Consider the following 20925-nt stretch of genomic DNA (forward strand, 5'->3'; position numbering starts at 1 on the left):
TATTACGAAACCGATTTCTTAATCACAGATGTAAAATTTAAGGGTATTTTAATTGTAAATCTTCTTTTAAATTGGCTATGTTTTTGGCAATCTCGTAAAAATAATTGCGCTTGTAAAACCTATAAAAAAATCGCTTTACTTTGCCTCAGTAATCTATAAATGAATTAGTTATGGCTATCAAGAAACAAGTTATAAAAACAAAACCGGTTGTTAAAGTTACCTTTTCAATCGAGGCAAAAGAAGCAAATGCAGCTGCAGTAGTTGGTGATTTCAATAATTGGAATCCGGCTGAAGGAGAATTATCTAAATTGAAAAACGGAACCTTCAAAGCTACTTTTGATTTACCAAAAGACAACTCTTTCGAGTTTAAATATTTAGTGGATGGTTCTTATATAAACGATCCGGAGGCAGACAGTTATGCATATAACGAATTTGCCGGAGCAGAAAATAGTGTGTTAGCACTATAGGTTTTAGTTTTGGTTAGGAAAAAATCCGTTTCGGTTTCGAGGCGGATTTTTTGTTTTTATACCGCTACAGCACCTTTAATATGCGGATGCGGATCATAATCCACTAAGGTGAAATCTTCAAACGTGAAGTCAAAAATGTTTTTTACTTCAGGATTTAAAATCATTTTTGGTAGTGGTCTTGGTTCGCGTGACAATTGCAATTCCACTTGTTCGAAATGGTTGTTGTAAATGTGGGCATCGCCAAAAGTATGGATGAATTCACCCACTTGCAAGTCACATACCTGAGCAATCATCATTGTAAACAAAGCATAAGACGCAATATTGAACGGAACGCCCAAGAAAATATCGGCACTTCTTTGGTACAGTTGGCAAGACAATTTCCCATCGGCCACATAAAACTGAAAGAATGCATGACACGGCGGTAAAGCCGCTTTCCCATTCGCTACATTTTCTGAAAAAGATTTTGAAGTATCCGGCAAAACTGATGGATTCCAGGCGGAAACCAACATGCGACGGCTGTTTGGATTTGTCTTTAAAGTCTCAATTAATTCGGTGATTTGGTCGATTTCTTCACTGTTCCAATTACGCCATTGGTGACCGTACACCGGACCTAAATCGCCATTTTCATCCGCCCATTCGTCCCAAATTTTCACCCCGTTTTCTTTAAGGTAGCCAATATTGGTATCGCCTTTTAAAAACCAAAGCAATTCATAGATAATCGATTTTAAATGCAACTTTTTGGTCGTCACCATGGGGAAACCTTCGCTTAAATCAAATCGCATTTGGTAACCAAAAACACTTTTGGTTCCGGTTCCGGTTCTGTCTCCTTTTTGGCAACCGTTTTCCAAAACGTGTCGCATTAAATCGTGGTATTGCTTCATTTTTATGTTGATTTGGTTATTTGGTTATTTGTTAATTCGAATAACCAAATTAACGAATAACCGAATTAACTTTAAGACTCTCGTTTTGATATTTCATCACGAATCTTTGCTGCTTTCTCATAATCTTCGTCCTGCACGGCTTTTTCCAATGATTCATGAAGCTCGGAAAGACTCATGCTGACATAGATATCGCCTGCTTTGCCTTCGTTGTCCAATCCGAAAGTTTCCGGTGTAGACAATACGCCTTCGTCTTCGATGTTTTGATTTTCGAGGTCGGTTGGATTGGTGTTGAGGTAAATACCGGCTTTGTCTAAGATATTTTTATAGGTAAAAATCGGCGCGTTGAATCGGAGTGCTAAAGCGATAGCATCTGAAGTTCGGGCATCGATAATTTCTTCTATTTTGTCGCGTTCGCAAATGATACTCGAGTAGAAAACACCGTCCACCAATTTGTGGATGATGACTTGTTTGACCACGATATCGAATCGGTCGGCGAAACTTTTGAATAAATCGTGGGTTAAAGGTCTGGGCGGTTTGATTTCTTTTTCTAAGGCAATAGCAATGGATTGGGCTTCGAAAGCGCCGATGACAATAGGTAATTTTCTTTCGCCGTCTACTTCATTTAAAATCAGAGCATAGGCACCGTTTTGGGTTTGGCTATAAGAAATTCCTTTTATGGTTAGTTTTACTAAACTCATTATTTTTTAGTATCAAGTATTGGAGTACAAGTACTCGGACTTTATGTTTACAATTACAAAAATGGCTTCCCGCTTAGCCCTGACAGGAGTGTAAATCCTTTTGAAAAAAGATTGCAACGGATGGCAGGAAAATGGACTGCAAAGTAACAAAAACTTTTCGCTTCTAAAAATGGAAAGCACAAAAAAAAGAGTCGGTGAAAATTTTATATTTCAACGACTCTTAGAATGAATTAATAACGGTTTATGCGTTTTGAGCTTTAAACTCTTTTAGTTTTTGGGTCAGGCGAGGCAAGATATCGAAGGCATCGCCAACGATTCCGTAATCTGCCACTTTGAAGAAAGGTGCTTCGGCATCGCTGTTAATCACTACTTTCACTTTAGAAGAGTTGATTCCGGCAATGTGCTGAATGGCACCCGAAATTCCCACGGCGATGTATAAGTTGGTTGCTACCGGTTTTCCAGTTTGGCCTACGTGTTCGCTGTGAGGTCTCCAACCTAAATCAGATACCGGTTTCGAACAAGCGGTTGCAGCGCCAAGCACTGAAGCCAATTCTTCTAGCATGCCCCAGTTTTCAGGGCCTTTTAAGCCACGTCCGCCGGATACCACGATATCAGCATCGGCGATGGTTACTTTTCCGGTGGTTTTTTCTACCGATTCTACTTTTACGTTAAAATCGGCGTCGTTCAAGTTGGGAGCAAAATCTTCTTCAGCAGCAGCGGCAGCGCTTTCTACCAATCCGTAAGAGTTTTTAGCTAAGCTTAATACTTTTACGTCAGTTGAGATTTCAGTGATGTTAAACGCTTTGTTAGAGAAAGCATTTCTTTTGACTTGGAAAGGCGAAGTGCTTAAAGGCAATCCCACCACATTCGAAGCAAATCCGGCGTCTAAACCAACGGCAACCAATGGTGCCATGTATAAACTGTCGGTGGTTGAGGAAAGCAAAATGACTTTCGCGCCTTCTTTTTGTGCGGCTTGTTTTACCACATCAGCATAGGCTTTGGCGTTAAAGTTGGCTAACTTTTCGTTGCTTACTTTCAACACTTTATCTACACCGTATTTGGATAAATCGGAAACATTGCCGGCGTTTACGGTTACCGCAGTTACCGTTGTTCCTAATGATTCGGCTACTTTTTTGGCATAAGAGGCCAATTCAAAAGCTACTTTTTTGAATTTTCCGTCGGCCGATTCTGCATATATTAATAATGACATGTCTTTCGTTTTAAAATTAGATAACTTTTGCTTCGTTGTGTAAGGCATTTACCAATCCGTCTAAATCATCGGCAGCGAATAATTTCACCGCTGATTTGGGTGCCGGTTTTTCAAATTTTACTGCTTTGGTATTAACATTAGCGCCAACCGGTTCTAAAACCGTCAAGACTTTGGTTCTGGCAGTCATAATTCCTCTCATATTCGGAATGCGTAGGTCTTTTTCTTCCACCAATCCTTTTTGGCCACCAATTACTAGAGGTAAAGAAGCGGCAATGGTTTCTTTTCCGCCGTCGATTTCACGAGCGGCTTTGGCTGAGTTTCCGTCGATTGTTAATTCGGTACAAGAGTTTACAAAGTTGTAATCTAATAAACCGGCTAACATACCCGGAACCATTCCGCCGTTGTAGTCTAAAGATTCTTTTCCGCAGATTACTAAATCGTAACTGCCTGTTTTTACTACTTCGGCTAATTGTTTGGCCACAAAAAATCCGTCAGTAGGCGTGGCGTTTACTCGAATTGCTTCGTTGGCACCAATGGCTAGTGCTTTTCTTAAAGTAGGTTCAGTATCGGCACCGCCAACATTAACAACCGTTACATTAGCGCCTTGTTGTTCTTGGAACCAAATTGCTCTGGTTAATCCGAATTCGTCATTGGGATTGATTACGAATTGCACACCGTTGGTATCAAATTCAGAATCACCGTTAACGAAGTTAATTTTTGAAGTAGTATCAGGCACATGACTGATGCAAACTAATATTTTCATTGTTGTGTTTATTAAGTGAATTTTTCAGAGCGTAAAAGTATAAAATATATTTCTAATTTTTATATGCATGCATAATATTTTTTCAAATTTCAATCGATTTCGTAACCCATGAAAATTAGGCTTGTCGTAAAGACTTGTCAATAGGCTATTAATTAAGGGCAAGAAATGTTTTTTAATCGTATTTAATTTTTATTTTTGCCTTTCAAAATTATTGACCGTAATATAATCCTAATATGAGAACGATACAATTTAGAGAAGCGATTGCTGAAGCGATGAGTGAAGAAATGCGTCGCGACGAATCAGTCTATTTAATGGGTGAGGAAGTAGCCGAATACAACGGTGCTTACAAAGCCTCTAAAGGAATGTTAGACGAATTCGGACCCAAAAGAGTAATCGATACCCCAATTGCAGAGCTAGGTTTTGCCGGAATTGCAGTAGGTTCCGCCATGAACGGTAACCGTCCGATTGTTGAATATATGACGTTTAACTTCTCGTTGGTTGGGATTGACCAAATCATTAACAACGCCGCTAAAATGCGTCAGATGTCGGCCGGACAATTTCCAATGCCGATGGTGTTCCGTGGACCTACCGCTTCTGCGGGTCAATTAGGAGCGACACACTCTCAAGCTTTTGAAAACTGGTTTGCCAATACTCCTGGGTTGAAAGTAGTAGTGCCTTCAACACCTTATGATGCCAAAGGGTTACTAAAATCGGCTATTCGCGATAATGATCCGGTGATTTTTATGGAATCAGAACAAATGTATGGTGATAAAGGGGAAATTCCGGAGGAAGAATATACACTTCCGCTAGGCGTTGCCGATGTAAAAAGAGAAGGAACAGATGTTACTATCGTTTCTTTTGGTAAAATCATTAAAGAAGCTTTTATTGCGGCTGACGAATTAGCCAAAGAAGGCATTTCTTGTGAAATCATCGATTTGAGAACGGTTCGTCCAATGGATTACGATGCCATCATCAACTCGGTTAAAAAAACCAACCGATTGGTTGTTTTAGAAGAAGCTTGGCCGTTTGCCAGTGTGGCTTCTGAAATTACGTATATGGTTCAGGAAAGAGCCTTTGATTATTTAGATGCGCCAATCCAAAGAATTACAACCGCTGATACACCGGCCCCATATTCGCCAACCTTACTAAAAGAATGGTTGCCTAATGCAGAAGATGTAATAAAAGCGGTTAAAAAAGTAACATATAAATAGACTCTTAGACTAACGGCTTTGTCGGAGGTTTAGAAATTTTTCTAAATATCGTAGAAGTCTAAAAATCTAATAACCTAAATACTTATATTTGAAACTTCATCCTACAAAATACGATGGAGTTTTTTTTTGCCCATGAAAAAGATATTTACTTTAATTGTTTTCCTATTTGCGTGTAGCCTTTCAGCCCAAACGAAAGTGAGCGGAATTGTTGTCGATAATTCGAATGAGCCGATTCCTTATGCTAATATTGTTTTTAAAGGAGTCAAAACCGGTGGTGTTGTTTCAAACGAAGATGGTCGATTTTATATTGAATCACCCGATACGCACACAGCCTTGATTGTTTCTTTTGTCGGATTTCCCGATACAGAGGTGAAGTTGCCCAAACAGGTCAATTATGATTTTAAAATTGTTTTGAAAGAAGGAAATGCGTTGAAAGAAGTTAAAATTTACGCAGGGAAAACCTCAAAAAAAGACAATCCGGCTTTGGATATTTTGAGAAAAATTTGGGAACGAAGAAGAAAGAACGGGCTTAAAATGTTCAAACAATACCAATACGAAAAGTATGAAAAAGTTGAGTTTGACATGAACACCATTGACAGCGCTTTTATGAAAAGTAAAATTTTCAAAGGCATGGAGTTTGTCTTCAAAAACATTGATACCTCCAGCGTTACCGGTAAAACCTATTTGCCCATTTTTATCAACGAATCACTCTCTGAGTTTTACGGGGATAATGAAGCCAAAAAAACCAAAGAAATCCTCAAAGCCAATAAGAATTCGGGCTTAGGGAATGGCGATGGCGTGAATATGTTTATCAAAGATTTGTACAGCGATTTTGATATCTATGACAATTATTTGAACTTTTTCGACAAGAGTTTTGTAAGTCCGTTATCGCGCACCGGAATAGATGTTTACAATTATGTCTTAACCGATACCGCTTTTATCGACAACAAATGGTGTTACAACATAGTGTTTTATCCGAGACGTAAAAACGAGTTGACTTTTAAAGGCGATTTTTGGGTAAACGATTCCACTTTTGCCATTAAAACCATCAATATGGCGGTGACCAAGAGTGCCAACATCAACTGGGTAAAAGATATTTATATCGAACAAGAATTTGAAGTGTTAAACGATTCGGTTTTCTTGCCGACCCGGGATTATATGATGTCCGATTTTGCTTTGCGCAAAAAAGAAGAATCCAAAGGTGTTTACGGTAAAAGAACCACTTTATACCGCAACTTTAAGTTTGACGAAAAGAAACCGGAGAAGTTCTACAAAGAGGAAGTCAATTTTATCGATAATGAAGTTTATGCCAAAACCGATGAATATTGGGAAGAAAACCGTTTTGAAAAACTCAACAAAGATGAGCGGAAAATCTATGAAATGATTGATACGCTTAAAACGGTGAAAAAATTCAAACGACTCTACAGTTTGGTTTCCATTTTAGGAAGCGGTTACATTGAAATTCCGAAATGGCATTTGGATTACGGACCTATTTTTTCCACCGTTGGCTTTAATGAAGTAGAAGGTTGGCGTTTAAGAGCGGGAGGAAGAACATATTTCGGCCCAAATGATACTTGGCGTTTGCAAGGTTATACTGCTTACGGATTTGAAGACAACAAGTTCAAATACGGCATGTCAGGAAAATGGATGATTGACAAGAAAAACAGAATCATCCTTTCCGGGGGCAATAGGCGAGATGTAGAGCAAATTGGGGCGAGTTTAACCACGACCAATGATGTTTTAGGCAGAAGTTATGCCTCATCGGGTTTGTTTACAACAGGTGCCAATGGCAAACTGACCAATATCAACTTGAGTACTTTAGCTGCTGAGATTGAACCGGTAAAAAACCTCACGTTCCAACTCGGATTTTCGTATCGTACGTTAGAATCGGCTTCGGATACGTTTAGTTTGAATTATTATACCGATGATACTTTTACCACCACAGCCAGTGAAGTTAAACAGTCGGAGTTGAACTTGCAGGTAGAATATACACCAAAGAAAAAAACCATTGGTTACGGAGTGGAAAGAAGAGAAGTTGATAGTCCGTACAGCCGTTTCTTTATCAATTACAGTCAAGGTTTCAAAGGATTTATCGATAGCGATTTTGATTACCAAAAAATCCAATTGTACTACAAGCAACCAATAATCATTGGCGCATTAGGACGTTCCAATTTTACGATGGAATTGGGAAAAACCTTTGGACAAATTCCACTCGGATTGATGAGTGTGGTTCCGGGAAACCAAACGTATTTTATCATTCAAAACACCTTCAGCAACTTGAATTTTTATGAATTCGTAGCCGATGAGTATGCCACTTTCCAATGGGAACACAACTTCAACGGTAAGGTATTTGCCCGAATTCCGGGATTGCGAAAATTAAACTTGCGCGAGATTGTTGGAATCAGAGGTGTTTACGGAACGGTTTCTGACGAAAACAGAGCCATAAATGCATCGGGATTGGTTTATAAAGCGCCTGAAAAACCGTATTGGGAATACAGCGCCGGAATTGGAAATATCTTCAAAGTATTCCGTTTGGATTTTGCTTGGAGAGGCAATTATAGAAACTTACCGGATACAGATAATTTCACCATCAAAGGTTCGTTTGGATTCTATTTCTAAAATGCAGGAAGCGGTTGCTTATTTGGTCGAGAAAGATGAAGTTTTTCAAAAATTACATCAGCAATACGGCAATCCTTTTATTCCAACGCGACCGGAAGGATTTCAAACCTTGTGCAAACTCATTTTAGAGCAACAAGTTTCTATCGAATCGGCTCGGGCTTGTTATGTTAAAATTGAAAATGCTTTAGGCGATGTTGCTCCGAAAACCATATTTCAGACCTCAGAAGAAACGCTCAGAAATTGTGGTGTCAGTCGCCAAAAAACTATTTATTTGAAAGCTTTGGCGGAAGCCATCTTGGATAAAACCTTAGTTCTAGAAACACTTTCTCAAAAACACCCGGACGAAGTCAGAAAAGAATTAATCCAAATCAAAGGTATCGGAAATTGGACTATTGATGTTTATCTGATGTTCTCATTGCAATCACAAGACATACTTCCGATTGGCGATATTGCTGTGGTCAATACGATAAAAGAATTGTATGGTTGTGAAGAGAAGGAAGCGATGATAGTTTTGGCTGAAAATTGGAAACCCTACCGAAGCATGGCAACGTATTTTCTGTGGCACCATTATTTAGTCAAGCGAAACCGACAATTTATTTTTTAGCCCTATCTGAAAATCCCATATCTGAAGATGCAATAAATCGCGTGAAAACCATCGCGCCAACTGATTTTTTTGCCCTCTTCAAAGGTTCGGCCGTAATAACTAATGCCAACTTCGTAGATTCTGATTTTGGGGATTCGGGCTACTTTTTGAGTCACTTCGGGTTCAAATCCAAATCGTTTTTCTTTGAGTGTAATCGACTTTAAAACATCGGCACGAAACATTTTGTAACAAGTTTCCATGTCGGTCAGGTTCAAATTGGAAAACATATTGCTCAAAAATGTTAAAAACTTATTCCCGATGCTGTGCCAAAAAAACAAAATACGATGCGGTTTTCCGCCCATAAAACGACTGCCGTAAACCACATCGGCAACTTCATCAACTATAGGTTTTAAAAGAATGTTGTATTCCTGCGGGTCATATTCTAAATCAGCGTCCTGAATCACTATAATTTCTCCGTTGGCTTTTTTAATTCCGGTGTGTAAAGCCGCGCCTTTGCCTTTGTTTTCAGTGTGTTCCAAAAAAACAATGGGTAACTCAGGATTACTTTTGATATAAGTTTGAACGCTTTCAGCCGTATTGTCTGTGCTGCAATCATTTACAATAATGACTTCTTTTTGAATATCATTAAGGAGTGAAACAGCTTTTATTTTGTCCAATATTTTGTAAATAGTCGGACCTTCATTATAGGCAGGGATTATGATAGAAAGCGTTTTGATGGCCATTTGAATTTAAATATTTCTCAAAAATAGGTTTTTTGGTTTAGTAAGCAATAATTTACTTTAAATACATGTATACCAATTGAACTAATATTCACAAATTATATTGTTTTTATTTGTTAAAGTTTTGTTACTTTTGCGACCGATAAAATTTATAACAAAAATTATATTTATGGAATCAATGATGATTTATGTGCCGATAGTGATGGCATTAATTGGATTAGCTTTTATGGCTGTCAAAAGATCTTGGGTTTTAAAACAAGATGCGGGCGATGGCAAAATGAAAGAGATATCAGATTATATTTATGAAGGAGCTTTGGCTTTCCTTAAAGCAGAATACAGATTATTGGCAGTGTTCGTATTGATTGCCAGTGCTGTGTTGGCCGGAATTTCTTTTGTAGTTCCTACAACACACATATTAATTGTGGTGGCTTTTATTTTCGGAGCTTTCTTTTCGGCCTTAGCCGGAAATATGGGGATGAAAATCGCTACTAAAACCAACGTAAGAACAACCCAAGCGGCTCGTTCCAGTTTACCACAAGCTTTGAAAGTGTCTTTTGGTGGTGGAACCGTTATGGGATTAGGTGTTGCCGGTTTAGCCGTTTTAGGGTTAACAGGTTTCTTTATCCTTTTCTTCCGTTACTTTATGAATGGCGTATGGACTTCTGCCGAAGACATGACTATCGTTCTGGAAACATTAGCCGGTTTCTCTCTTGGAGCAGAATCTATCGCTTTGTTTGCTCGTGTAGGTGGTGGTATTTATACCAAAGCTGCTGACGTTGGTGCTGACTTAGTAGGTAAAGTTGAAGCAGGAATCCCTGAAGATGATCCAAGAAATCCTGCTACTATTGCAGATAACGTTGGAGATAACGTAGGTGACGTTGCCGGAATGGGTGCTGATTTATTTGGTTCTTATGTAGCAACTGTTTTGGCTGCGATGGTTTTAGGGAACTATGTAATCAAAGATATGGGCGGAAAAATCGAAGACGCATTCGGTGGTATTGGTCCAATTTTATTGCCAATGGCAATCGCTGGTTTCGGAATCTTATTCTCTATCATCGGAACGATGTTAGTAAAAATATCAAGTGATGACGCTAAAGAAAAACAAGTGCAAGGTGCGTTAAACGTTGGAAACTGGGTTTCTATTATTTTAACTGCAGTGTCGTGTTTCTTCTTAGTACAATATTTATTGCCTGCTACAATGACCATGGAATTCTATGGTGAAGGCGCGCAACAAATCTCTTCTATGAGAGTATTCTACGCTACTATCGTTGGTTTAGTAGTAGGTGGAGTAATTTCGTCTGTAACAGAATACTACACAGGTTTAGGAACAAAACCGGTTTTGGCCATTGTACAAAAATCTTCAACCGGTGCAGGTACAAATGTAATCGCTGGTTTAGCTACCGGTATGATTTCTACATTCCCAACCGTATTATTATTTGCCGGTGCTATCTGGGCTTCTTACGCTTTTGCCGGTTTCTACGGTGTAGCTTTAGCAGCTTCTGCAATGATGGCTACAACGGCTATGCAATTAGCAATCGATGCTTTCGGACCAATCTCTGACAACGCCGGTGGTATCGCTGAAATGAGTGAATTACCAAAAGAAGTTCGCACAAGAACAGATATCTTAGATTCAGTGGGTAACACTACTGCTGCTACAGGAAAAGGTTTTGCTATCGCTTCTGCTGCGTTAACTTCATTGGCTTTATTTGCAGCGTATGTAACGTTCACCGGAATTGACGGGATCAACATCTTCAAAGCGCCTGTATTAGCGATGTTATTCGTTGGAGGGATGATTCCTGTTGTGTTCTCTGCCTTGGCAATGAACTCGGTAGGTAAAGCGGCAATGGACATGGTTTACGAAGTTCGTCGTCAGTTCAAAGAAATTCCGGGTATCATGGAAGGTACAGGAAAACCTGAATACGGTAAATGTGTGGAGATTTCTACTAAAGCTGCTTTAAGAGAAATGATGTTGCCGGGCGTTTTAACTATCGGTTTCCCAATAGCTATCGTATTATTAGGTAAATTAGTTTATGCTGATAACAACCAATTAATCGCTGAAATGTTAGGTGGTTATATGGCTGGTGTAACTGTATCGGGTGTACTTTGGGCTGTGTTCCAAAACAACGCCGGTGGTGCTTGGGACAATGCCAAAAAATCTTTCGAAGCTGGTGTTGAAATCAACGGAGAAATGACCTATAAAGGTTCTGATGCCCACAAAGCAGCTGTAACCGGAGATACTGTTGGTGATCCGTTTAAAGATACTTCAGGTCCGTCAATGAACATCTTAATCAAGTTAACTTGTTTGATTGGTTTAGTTATCGCTCCAATCTTAGGGGGTCACGAAGCCGGTGCAGTAACCAAAAAAATGGAATGCACTATGGAGATGAAAAAAGAATGTAAAGACATGGGCAAATGCGACATGAGCAAATGCAAAGACATGACCAAAGAAGAATGTGCTAAAATGTGTGATTCTTTAGGTTGTACGCCTGAGCAAAAAGAAGCTTGTTTATCTCACTACGGTGCTGACGGTAAATTCATCGCTGATAAAAAAGGATGTTGTGCCAAACCGGAAGCAGCTACTGCAACTAAAGATGTAAGAGTTGAAATTACCAACACTAACGGTAAAGCCAAAGCAACTGTAACTACTACAGTAGGCGGAACAGCAACAACTCAAACTTTTGAAGGTACTGAAGCAGAAGTGAAAGCTAAAGTAGATGCTTTAAAATAATCGAAAGATTTAAAAATAATAAAGATGCCTCGCAATTGCGGGGCATTTTTTTTGTCTTTTTTGTTTAAATTAGCCAAGACAAACACAACTTCCATGACCAATAAATTTGCCTTTTTTTTGCTGCTATTTTTCAATATTGTTTTTTCACAGAATCCATTGCCTTTGATTCCTCAGCCCGAATCGGTAGAAATCAGAAAAGGCCATTTCGTTTTAAATAAAGAAACGGTAATCCAAGCAGAGGCTTCTATGTTTGAAGCACACTATTTGCAACAAGCCATAAAACAGCAAACAGGATTGGAGCTTAAAATTGTACCGGTGGCGGCCAATGTTTCCAAAATAAGCTTAAGTTTTGATCTTGACAGTCCTGAAGCTAGTGGCATCAAAGAACCCTATAAACTCACGGTTTCCGATAAAACAATAGTGATTAAAGCGGAATACAATCAGGGCTTTTTCTACGGGATTCAAACGCTTCTCCAGTTAATTCCCTTCGAAAAAAAGGATGAAATCAAAGTACCATGTTTAGAGATAAAAGACTATTCTAAATACGCCTGGCGTGGCATGCACCTCGATTGCGCCCGACATTTCTTCTCCGTAGATTTTGTCAAAAAGTATATCGATTACCTGGCGATGTACAAGTTCAACACTTTTCATTGGCACTTAACCGATGACCAAGGTTGGCGAATTGAAATCAAACAATATCCAAAACTGACCGAAGTCGGTGCGTGGCGAAATGGTTCAATGATAGGCCATTATAACGAACAAAAATATGATGACATCCGATACGGTGGTTTTTATACGCAAGAGCAAATCAAAGAAGTAGTGGCTTATGCCAAACAACGTCACATTACCGTCGTGCCCGAAATCGAAATGCCAGGACATGCCGTAGCCGCTTTAGCCGCTTATCCGCAATATTCCTGTACCGGCGGACCATTTGAAGTGGAAAAACAATGGGGCGTTTTAGATGATGTGTTTTGTCCCAAAGAGGAAACTTTCACTTTTTTGCAAAATATCTTAACCGAAGTTATTGCTTTATTTCCTTCCCAATACATCCACATCGGAGGCGATGAATGTCCGAAAACCCGCTGGAAGAAATGCACGCATTGCCAAAATTTAATCCAAGAAAAAGGACTGAAAGACGAACACGAACTCCAAAGTTATTTCATTCAAAGAATGGAAAAGTTTGTCAACACCAAAGGGCGAAAAATAATAGGTTGGGACGAAATCTTAGAAGGTGGTTTGGCACCCAATGCGGCCGTAATGAGTTGGCGAGGTACCGAAGGAGGAATCGCAGCCGCAAAACAAAAACATTTCGTCGTAATGACGCCCGGTTCACATTGTTATTTCGACCATTACCAAGGCAATCCGCAAAACGAACCTTTAGCCATTGGCGGCTACACTCCGGTAGAAAAAGTGTATGCGTTTAATCCGATTCCAGAAGAATTATCTTCGGAAGAATCCCAATACATTCTTGGTGCGCAAGCCAATTTGTGGACCGAATATATTACATCACCGGAACAAGTGGAATACATGATTTTCCCGCGAATGATGGCCTTATCAGAAGTGCTTTGGGGAACTTCCAATCCCGAGAAATATGCCGATTTCGAAAAACGAATGATACAACAGTTTCCCGTTTTAGAGAAGAAAGGCATCAAATACAGCAAAGCTTTATTCGAAATTACGTCCGATGTGATGCCCAAACCCGGTGGTCATGGTGTTTTATATTTATTAAAAACCAATCTGCAACCCAACGGAATTCACTACACCACCGATGGGTCTCAACCAACAACGCTGTCAAAGGTTTACAATCAACCGCTGGAAATCACCAAATCCCAAACGATAAAAGCGGCTTATTTTGAAAATGACCAACCTAAAAGCAATGTTGTCGAACAATCATTCCTCATTCACAAAGCCACCAGCCAACTGGTTTCGCTTCAAAACCACCCCAGCGGGAATTATGCCAAAGGAGGAGGATTTACTTTGGTGGATGGCATCAAAGGCGACAAAGCTAAATTTGGACAACATTGGCTCGGCTTTTCGGGAACCGATTTAATCGCTACCATTGATTTAGGTTCTAGACAAAAAATCAATCGCTTGGGCATCGGACTATTGAGCAGTCCTTCATCTTGGATTTATTTTCCTAAAAAAGTGACATTCCAGGTTTCAGAAGATATGATACAATTTGATACCATCGGCACTTTTTCCGCTGAAGAAATTCAAAAAAGCAAAGGTCAAATCACCTTAGATTGCAATAAAAAAAACATTCAATTTGTAAAAGTAACGGTCGAAAACTTCGGCACTATTCCCGACGGTCAGCCCGGAGCCGGAAACAAAGCGTGGCTTTTTGCAGATGAAATAACCATAGAATAACTATGTCAAATCGCAGAAATTTTCTCAAAACAGCGGCGGCAGGTTCTGTAGCCTTGGCGCTTCAAACATTTGCTTCGAAAGAAGATAATTCAGCAAAGCCAAAAGGCAAAGTCAATAAGCCAATTGTGCTTTCCACCTGGAATTTTGGCGTACAAGCCAATGGCGCCGCGTGGGAAGTTCTAAAAAATAACGGTCGTGCACTAGATGCCGTTGAAGCCGGAGTGAAAATTCCGGAAGGCGACCCAACCGAAAGAAGCGTAGGCTATGGCGGAAGACCTGACCGAGACGGAAAAGTTACGCTCGACGCTTGTATCATGGACGAGTTTGCCAATATCGGTTCGGTAGCGGCTTTGGAACACATCAAACATCCGATTTCTGTAGCCCGCGCAGTGATGGAAAAAACACCTCATGTGATGTTGGTTGGTGATGGTGCTTTGCAATTTGCCCTATCCCAAGGGTTTAAAAAAGAAAATCTCTTGGTAGAAGATTCCAAAAAAGAATGGAAGGAATGGCTCAAAACCAGTCAGTACAAACCCATTGCCAACATTGAAAACCACGATACCATCGGCATGATTGCTTTAGACAGTCACGGGAATCTTTCCGGTGCTTGTACCACTAGCGGCATGGCGTTCAAAATGCACGGTCGATTAGGTGATTCGCCAATCATTGGTGCTGGTTTGTATGTCGATAATGAAATCGGAGCTGCCACAGCCACCGGTCATGGCGAAGAAGTCATCAGAATTTCGGGTTGCCATTTGGTAGTCGAGTTAATGCGACAGGGAAATTCACCGCAACAAGCTTGTGAAGAAGCCGTTTCGCGTATTGTGAAACTGACACAAAATCGCAACAAAAATCTTAAAGACATCCAGGTTGGTTTTATCGCTTTAGACAAACAAGGCAATTACGGCGCGTATTGTATTCAAGGCGGATTTAATTATGCAGTAAACGACAACTCCGGTAATAAGTTAGTTGATGCAGATTATTTTTTGAAATAAATCTGTGCTAATCCGTTCAATCCGTGTAATCTGCGGCTAAAAAACAGACTAATCAAATTCCAATATGAAATTAGAAATCGCTTGTTTCAACTTAGATTCAGCTCTAATCGCCCAAGAAAATGGCGCCGATAGGGTAGAGCTTTGTGCCGGAATTGACATAGGAGGTGTCACACCCAATTTTGAAACCGTAAAGCAAGCCCGAGAAAATTTAAGCATCGATTTGTATGTTATGATTCGCCCACGAGGAGGCAATTTTGTATACAGTGATGAAGAGTTTCAGCAAATGCAAAAGAATATTTTAGCCGTAAAAGAACTGGAAGTTAACGGTTTTGTTTTCGGAATTTTAGATGAAAATAATAAAATTGATATAGAAAGAAATAGTGAACTAGTGAATTTGGCCAAACCTTTGCCATGCACGTTTCACCGCGCTTTTGACGAAGTAGAAAATCCGTTTGAGGCTTTGGAACAAATCATAGACTGCGGTTTTAAAACGATTTTAACGTCGGGTCAAGCCCAAAATGTAACAGAAGGGATGAACCGTTTAACCGAATTGGTTTCCAAAGCCAATGACCGTATTGCTATCATGCCCGGCGGTGGTTTGCGTTCCACCAATATTGAACAGATTCAACAAAACACCAAAGCGGTTTTTTATCATTCTTCGGCGATAACTGACGGTAGTGAAACTGCAAATCCAAATGAAATTCAAGCCTTAAAAGCCAAACTGAAATGAGAACTTTATTATTGAAATTCATGATTGTTTTTTTGTCGCCAATGGTACTTTGGGCACAAAAAAAAGAGCGCAATTTAAGTTCGGAAAAGTGGCAATTCAAAAGTGTTCATAACGATAAATACAAATGGTTTCCCGCCAAAGTTCCGGGAACCGTGCACACCGATTTGCTGGCGAACCAATTAATCCCCGATCCTTTTTTCGATGCCAATGAAAAACAGTTGCAATGGATAGAAAACGAAGATTGGCAATACCAAACGGCTTTCATAATCTCCAAAGAAGAGCTGGATCATCAAAATGCCATTCTACAATTCGACGGATTAGACACTTTTGCCGAAGTGACTTTAAACGGAACTAAAATCCTTTCCGCTAACAACATGTTCCGAACATGGAAAGTTGACGTGAGAAAGCAGCTGAAAATTGGGCAAAACAAATTAGAAATTACTTTCAATTCCGCCGTTAAAAAAGGAAAAGAAGAAGCCAAAAAACTAACTTATACTTTACCAGGCGACGAAAAAATATTCACCCGGAAAGCACAATACCATTTTGGTTGGGATTGGGGACCAAGATTTGTCACCGCCGGGATTTACAAGAAAGTAGCGCTTCATTTTTGGGACAATGCCACGATAACCAACATCAAAACCAATCAGGATTTGACCAATAAAAGTTTGGCAAAAGTTGAGTTTGCAATCGAAATAAACAGTAAGAATGCTTCTCAATACGAATTAAAAATCAATGAGAAATCGGAATTCCTTCAACTCGAAAAAGGGAAAAACAACTTGTCGCTGACCTACGAAATCAAGAACCCGAAATTGTGGTGGCCCAATGGTTTAGGCGAAGCGCATTTGTATCCGTTTGAAGTTAGTTTAGCCCAAAACAAACAAATCATAGACATCAAGAAATTAAACATCGGCTTGCGAACGATTGAATTAATTCAGGATAAAGATGAAATTGGCAAAAGCTTTTATTTTAAAGTAAACGACCAACCGGTATTTATGAAAGGAGCCAATGTCATTCCGCCCGACAGTTTTTTGCCAAGAGCAACAGATTCGGTTTATCAATCTATAGTCAAAAATGCGGCAGTCGCCAACATGAACATGCTGAGAGTTTGGGGCGGCGGTGTATATGCTGAGGATGCTTTTTATGAGGCTTGTGACAAAAACGGTATTTTAGTTTGGCAGGATTTTATGTTTGCCTGCGCGATGTATCCCGGCGATGAAACGTTTTTAGCCAATGTAAAACAGGAAGTTGTTGATAATGTTTCTCGTTTGCAAAACCATCCGAGTATTGCACTTTGGTGTGGGAATAACGAAAATGACGAAGGTTGGCACAATTGGGGTTGGCAAAAACAATACAACTATTCAGCACAGGATTCGACTAAGATTTGGAACGATTACCAAAAGCTGTTTCACGAACTGATTCCGCAAACACTTGACAGATTGTTACCTAAAAATGAAAACCGTTATTGGCCATCTTCACCATCTATTGGTTGGGGCAAGAAAGAGAGTTTGCTAAGCGGTGATGCCCATTATTGGGGTGTTTGGTGGGGAATGGAACCTTTTGAAATGTACCGTCAGAAAGTGGGACGCTTCATGAGCGAATACGGTTTTCAAAGCATGCCCGATATTAAAACGTTTCAGGCTTTCGCCAAAAGTAGCGAACTGCATTTCGATTCGGAAGCGGTTAAAAGCCATCAAAAGCATCCAACGGGTTACAAGACGATAAATGAATACATGGCGAGAGATTACCAAGTGCCCAACAATTTTGAAGACTATATTTATGTATCCCAATTGTTGCAAGCCGAAGGCATGAAAATGGCCATTGAAGCGCATCGAACCGACCGCAGATGCATGGGAACGTTGTTTTGGCAACTCAATGACTGTTGGCCTGTGACTTCCTGGAGTTCGGTGGATTATTTTGGGAGATGGAAAGCGTTTCATCATCAAGCGAAGCGAAGTTTTGAGGAGGTGTTGATTTCAGTAAAGGAAGAAGAAAGTAGCTATAAAGCTTATATAGTCAATGATGGTTTGAATCCGTTTGAAGGCCAATTTGAGGTGGTTTTACAAGATTTTAATGGTAAAAAACTTTGGTCTGCCAAAAATACCGGCGTTATTCCGGGAAGCTCAAATTTGGTTCATTTTGAAATTTCTAAAAGTGATTTAGAAAGTTTTGAATCGAAAAAAACTGTGCTTTCTGTTTCGTTTGATTCTGAAAATAAATCAGCAAATTCACTTTTCTATTTTGTTAAGCCTAAAGATTTGCAATTGAGTAATCCAAATATCCAAATTACAAAGCTTGATGAGTTAACTTATGAAATCTTTTCTGATGTTTTGACGAAGAATGTTTTTCTTTCTTCTGAAGAAGATACTTTTTTCAGTGACAATTATTTCGATATTTTGCCCGGACAGAAAGTACAAATCCAATTATCAAATTCGGTAAAAGCGATTCAGGTGAAAAGTTTATTTGATACGATGCCATAAAAAAAGCTCCAATTTTGGAGCTTTTTATTTTTAAAACAAGCCGTTTATCTCGGCATTAATTCGGTTGATAATCATTCCTAAATCTTCCGGATTGTTCACGAAATCAACATTATCCACATCAATAATTAATAGCTTTCCTTTATCATAAGTCGTAATCCAAGCTTCATAGCGTTCGTTCAATCGGCTCAAGTAGTCAATTGAAATAGTGTTTTCGTAATCGCGACCTCTTTTGTGGATTTGGGAAACCAAGTTGGGAATGGAACTTCTCAAATAAATCAACAAATCAGGAGCGCCAACCAAGCCTTCCATCAATTCAAAAAGCGAAGTGTAATTTTGAAAATCACGGTTGGTCATTAATCCCATAGCATGTAAGTTGGGCGCAAAAATATGGGCGTCCTCATAAATCGTTCGATCCTGAATGATGTTTTTACCGCTTTCGCGGATTTGCAATACCTGACGGAAACGCGAATTCAAGAAATAAATCTGCAAGTTAAAACTCCAACGTTCCATTTGGTGGTAAAAATCATCCAAATACGGATTGTCAACCACGTCTTCAAAATGAGGTTCCCATTTGAAATGTTTGGCTAAAAATCGGGTTAATGTTGTCTTTCCTGCTCCTATATTTCCTGCGACTGCTATGTGCATTATGGTAGTTTTATTTTAAAATTCTTAATTTGTTGGTTGGTAAAAATAGCTAAAATTTGGTCTTTGTAATAAAAATTGAGGAACGATTTCTCAACAATTTCGATTTCGAAAATCGTTTTCGATTGATTGTTCAGGCAATACAGAGTATTGTCTCTTGAAAACAACAGTTTTTCATGATCAACGATTTGGATTTTTTCAAATGGCGGAATATTGGCCAACAAAGTCACCTTGCCGAAGATATCAATGGAATACCAGTTATTGATTTCGTCAATCCAATAAAAATTATTAAAATCGGATTGGGTGTATTTGATGTTTTCGGCTATGGGATTCCCGACGGTTTTGGAAGTGTTTTTCAAGTAGTCAAACAGCATGATTTGCTGGGTTAAAGCATTGTATATCCAAAATTGATTTTGTGAGGCCATGCCTATTTTAGAGGCCAAAATGGTATTGTCAATTTCAAACAGGTTGAATTTCTGAATTTCATTCAATTGGTTGTCAAGCGTGATAATAGTATTGAAATCTTCATAGAAAACCGCGATTTTCAAGGGATTGATGTAATCAACTGAAGTGATTTTACCCAAAGCCACATTCTTATATTCCCAAGTTTGAGAATCATTTTGTTTGATAAGAACATTGTTTTTGATAAAATAGTTGTTGCCCAATCCATCAAAACCGGCATAGGTTTTATTTTCTAGTTCTTCAGAACTGACCGCAGTGATTTTCAACTTCGGATTTTGTCCGAAGCTATAGGAGAAAATGAGTAGGATAATAAAAGAAAGGGCATTTTTCATCATAGTGCTAATTTACAGTAAAGTGCACTTATTTCCATAAGTCTTCCTCAATATTTTAACAAAACATTGGTAACACTTTAAGATAACAATCGTCATATTTGTTGTATCAAAACCAAAAATCAATGAAAAAAATAGTATTCGCTTCGTTTTTAGTATTCTCTTACTTAGCCACTCATGCCCAAAAAGACTTCCAAGGTATGGCTGTTTATGAATCCAAAACCAGTACTTCCGATTTCAAATCTCGTTTTGAAGGCAATAGAGAAATCTCGCCCGAAATGCAAAAAATGATAGAAGAACGTATGAAAAAAATGTTTGAAAAAACCTTTTTTCTAAACTTCGACAAATCAGCTTCCATTTACAAAGAAGAAGAAAAGCTGGAAACTCCCGGACAAGGTCAAGGTGGTTTCAGAATGATGAGCTCGATGATGGGCGGAGGCGGAACTTATTATAAAAACGTAAAAGACAAGACCTATAAAGTGGATAAAGAATTTATGGGTAAAGAGTTTTTGGTCAAAGATTCTTTGGTCAACTACAACTGGCAAATGACCGGTGAAACCAGAGTAATTGGCGGATACAATTGTTTCAAAGCCACTGCGGTGATTCCGGCGAGTAAGACTGATTTTAGAAACTTCCGTCCTAAAAAAGAAGAAGAGAAAAAGGATGAAAAAGCAAAAGAGGAAACCAAAGAAGGCACTAAAACCAGTTTCATGGACCAAATAGAATTGCCTAAGGAAATTACCATTACCGCTTGGTACACGCCGGAAATTCCGGTAAGTCAAGGTCCGGAAGGCTATTGGGGCTTACCCGGATTGATTTTGGAAGTCAATGACGGCAAAACGACAATTCTTTGTTCTAAAATTGTTTTAAATCCAAAAGATAAAGCAGAAATTAAAGCGCCAAGTAACGGCAAACAGGTTTCGCAAAAAGAATACGACGAAATTGTAGTCAAAAAAATGGAAGAAATGCAGGAAATGAATAATGGTCGCGGCGGCGGTTTCCAAATGAGAATGACCAGATAAG

At 39.2% G+C, this 20925-nt stretch carries 17 protein-coding genes; 10 read left to right on the plus strand and 7 right to left on the minus strand.

Annotation, left to right across the window (positions count from 1 at the left end; genetic code table 11):
• Positions 1-170 precede the first annotated feature (170 nt).
• Positions 171-467, plus strand: a complete 297-nt coding sequence (locus tag HA632_RS10330; RefSeq protein WP_176307086.1) for an isoamylase early set domain-containing protein — start codon at positions 171-173, stop codon at positions 465-467.
• Positions 468-523: 56 nt separating this feature from the next.
• On the opposite strand, the gene HA632_RS10335 is transcribed toward HA632_RS10330, so the two are convergent.
• The 4 genes from HA632_RS10335 to HA632_RS10350 form a co-directional block, all read right to left on the minus strand.
• The gene (locus HA632_RS10335) at positions 524-1348 is read right to left on the minus strand and encodes a thymidylate synthase (RefSeq protein WP_176307087.1); all 825 of its coding nucleotides are present in this window, start codon (positions 1346-1348) and stop codon (positions 524-526) included.
• A gap of 71 nt (positions 1349-1419) precedes the next feature.
• Complete coding sequence (locus HA632_RS10340) at positions 1420-2046, minus strand: bifunctional nuclease family protein (protein ID WP_176307088.1); 627 nt, start codon at positions 2044-2046, stop codon at positions 1420-1422.
• A 241-nt stretch (positions 2047-2287) separates the two neighbouring features.
• Complete coding sequence (locus HA632_RS10345; RefSeq protein WP_176307089.1) at positions 2288-3256, minus strand: electron transfer flavoprotein subunit alpha/FixB family protein; 969 nt, start codon at positions 3254-3256, stop codon at positions 2288-2290.
• Positions 3257-3272: 16 nt separating this feature from the next.
• Entirely contained in the window at positions 3273-4019 is a 747-nt protein-coding gene (locus HA632_RS10350; RefSeq protein WP_176307090.1) for an electron transfer flavoprotein subunit beta/FixA family protein, read from the minus strand.
• A 233-nt stretch (positions 4020-4252) separates the two neighbouring features.
• Between HA632_RS10350 and HA632_RS10355 the strand changes: the two genes are divergently transcribed.
• The 3 genes from HA632_RS10355 to HA632_RS10365 all read left to right on the plus strand — a co-directional run bounded on the left by HA632_RS10355 (position 4253) and on the right by HA632_RS10365 (position 8453).
• Complete coding sequence (locus HA632_RS10355; RefSeq protein WP_176307091.1) at positions 4253-5230, plus strand: pyruvate dehydrogenase complex E1 component subunit beta; 978 nt, start codon at positions 4253-4255, stop codon at positions 5228-5230.
• Between the two features lie 132 nt (positions 5231-5362).
• Positions 5363-7849 carry a DUF5686 and carboxypeptidase-like regulatory domain-containing protein gene (locus HA632_RS10360; protein ID WP_176307092.1) on the plus strand — a complete coding sequence of 829 codons (2487 nt, stop codon included), beginning with the start codon at positions 5363-5365 and terminating at the stop codon, positions 7847-7849.
• Positions 7833-8453 (plus strand): DNA-3-methyladenine glycosylase 2 family protein, encoded by a 621-nt coding sequence (locus HA632_RS10365; RefSeq protein WP_317174602.1) that lies wholly within the window; start codon positions 7833-7835, stop codon positions 8451-8453. Before HA632_RS10360 ends, HA632_RS10365 begins: the two co-directional genes overlap by 17 nt.
• A 2-nt stretch (positions 8454-8455) precedes the next feature.
• Here HA632_RS10365 and HA632_RS10370 read toward each other — a convergent pair whose 3' ends face one another.
• Positions 8456-9175, minus strand: a complete 720-nt coding sequence (locus HA632_RS10370) for a glycosyltransferase family 2 protein (RefSeq protein WP_176307093.1) — start codon at positions 9173-9175, stop codon at positions 8456-8458.
• A 166-nt stretch (positions 9176-9341) separates the two neighbouring features.
• Here HA632_RS10370 and HA632_RS10375 point away from each other — a divergent pair, with 166 nt between their 5' ends.
• From HA632_RS10375 to HA632_RS10395, 5 genes are all read left to right on the plus strand, one after another.
• A complete protein-coding gene (locus tag HA632_RS10375) occupies positions 9342-11900 on the plus strand; it encodes a sodium-translocating pyrophosphatase (RefSeq protein WP_176307094.1) in 2559 nt (852 codons plus the stop codon).
• Positions 11901-11993: 93 nt separating this feature from the next.
• Positions 11994-14267, plus strand: coding sequence for a family 20 glycosylhydrolase (locus tag HA632_RS10380; protein WP_176307095.1), 2274 nt, complete (start codon positions 11994-11996; stop codon positions 14265-14267).
• A gap of 2 nt (positions 14268-14269) precedes the next feature.
• The gene (locus HA632_RS10385; protein ID WP_176307096.1) at positions 14270-15262 is read left to right on the plus strand and encodes an isoaspartyl peptidase/L-asparaginase family protein; all 993 of its coding nucleotides are present in this window, start codon (positions 14270-14272) and stop codon (positions 15260-15262) included.
• A 64-nt stretch (positions 15263-15326) separates the two neighbouring features.
• A complete protein-coding gene (locus tag HA632_RS10390; RefSeq protein ID WP_176307097.1) occupies positions 15327-15992 on the plus strand; it encodes a copper homeostasis protein CutC in 666 nt (221 codons plus the stop codon).
• Positions 15989-18469: a glycoside hydrolase family 2 protein gene (locus HA632_RS10395; RefSeq protein ID WP_228778776.1), complete on the plus strand. Its 2481-nt coding sequence runs from the start codon at positions 15989-15991 to the stop codon at positions 18467-18469. The genes HA632_RS10390 and HA632_RS10395 overlap by 4 nt, the downstream gene beginning before the upstream one ends.
• Positions 18470-18499: 30 nt before the next feature.
• Here the strand turns inward: HA632_RS10395 and HA632_RS10400 are convergent, their stop codons facing one another.
• Both HA632_RS10400 and HA632_RS10405 read right to left on the minus strand, forming a co-directional pair.
• A complete protein-coding gene (locus HA632_RS10400; protein ID WP_176307098.1) occupies positions 18500-19114 on the minus strand; it encodes a deoxynucleoside kinase in 615 nt (204 codons plus the stop codon).
• Complete coding sequence (locus HA632_RS10405) at positions 19114-19908, minus strand: hypothetical protein (protein WP_176307099.1); 795 nt, start codon at positions 19906-19908, stop codon at positions 19114-19116. The genes HA632_RS10400 and HA632_RS10405 overlap by 1 nt, the downstream gene beginning before the upstream one ends.
• A 119-nt stretch (positions 19909-20027) precedes the next feature.
• Here HA632_RS10405 and HA632_RS10410 point away from each other — a divergent pair, with 119 nt between their 5' ends.
• Positions 20028-20924: a GLPGLI family protein gene (locus HA632_RS10410; protein WP_176307100.1), complete on the plus strand. Its 897-nt coding sequence runs from the start codon at positions 20028-20030 to the stop codon at positions 20922-20924.
• Position 20925 lies beyond the last annotated feature (1 nt).

The sequence above is a fragment of the Flavobacterium sp. J49 genome (assembly GCF_011742145.1).
Taxonomy (GTDB): domain Bacteria; phylum Bacteroidota; class Bacteroidia; order Flavobacteriales; family Flavobacteriaceae; genus Flavobacterium.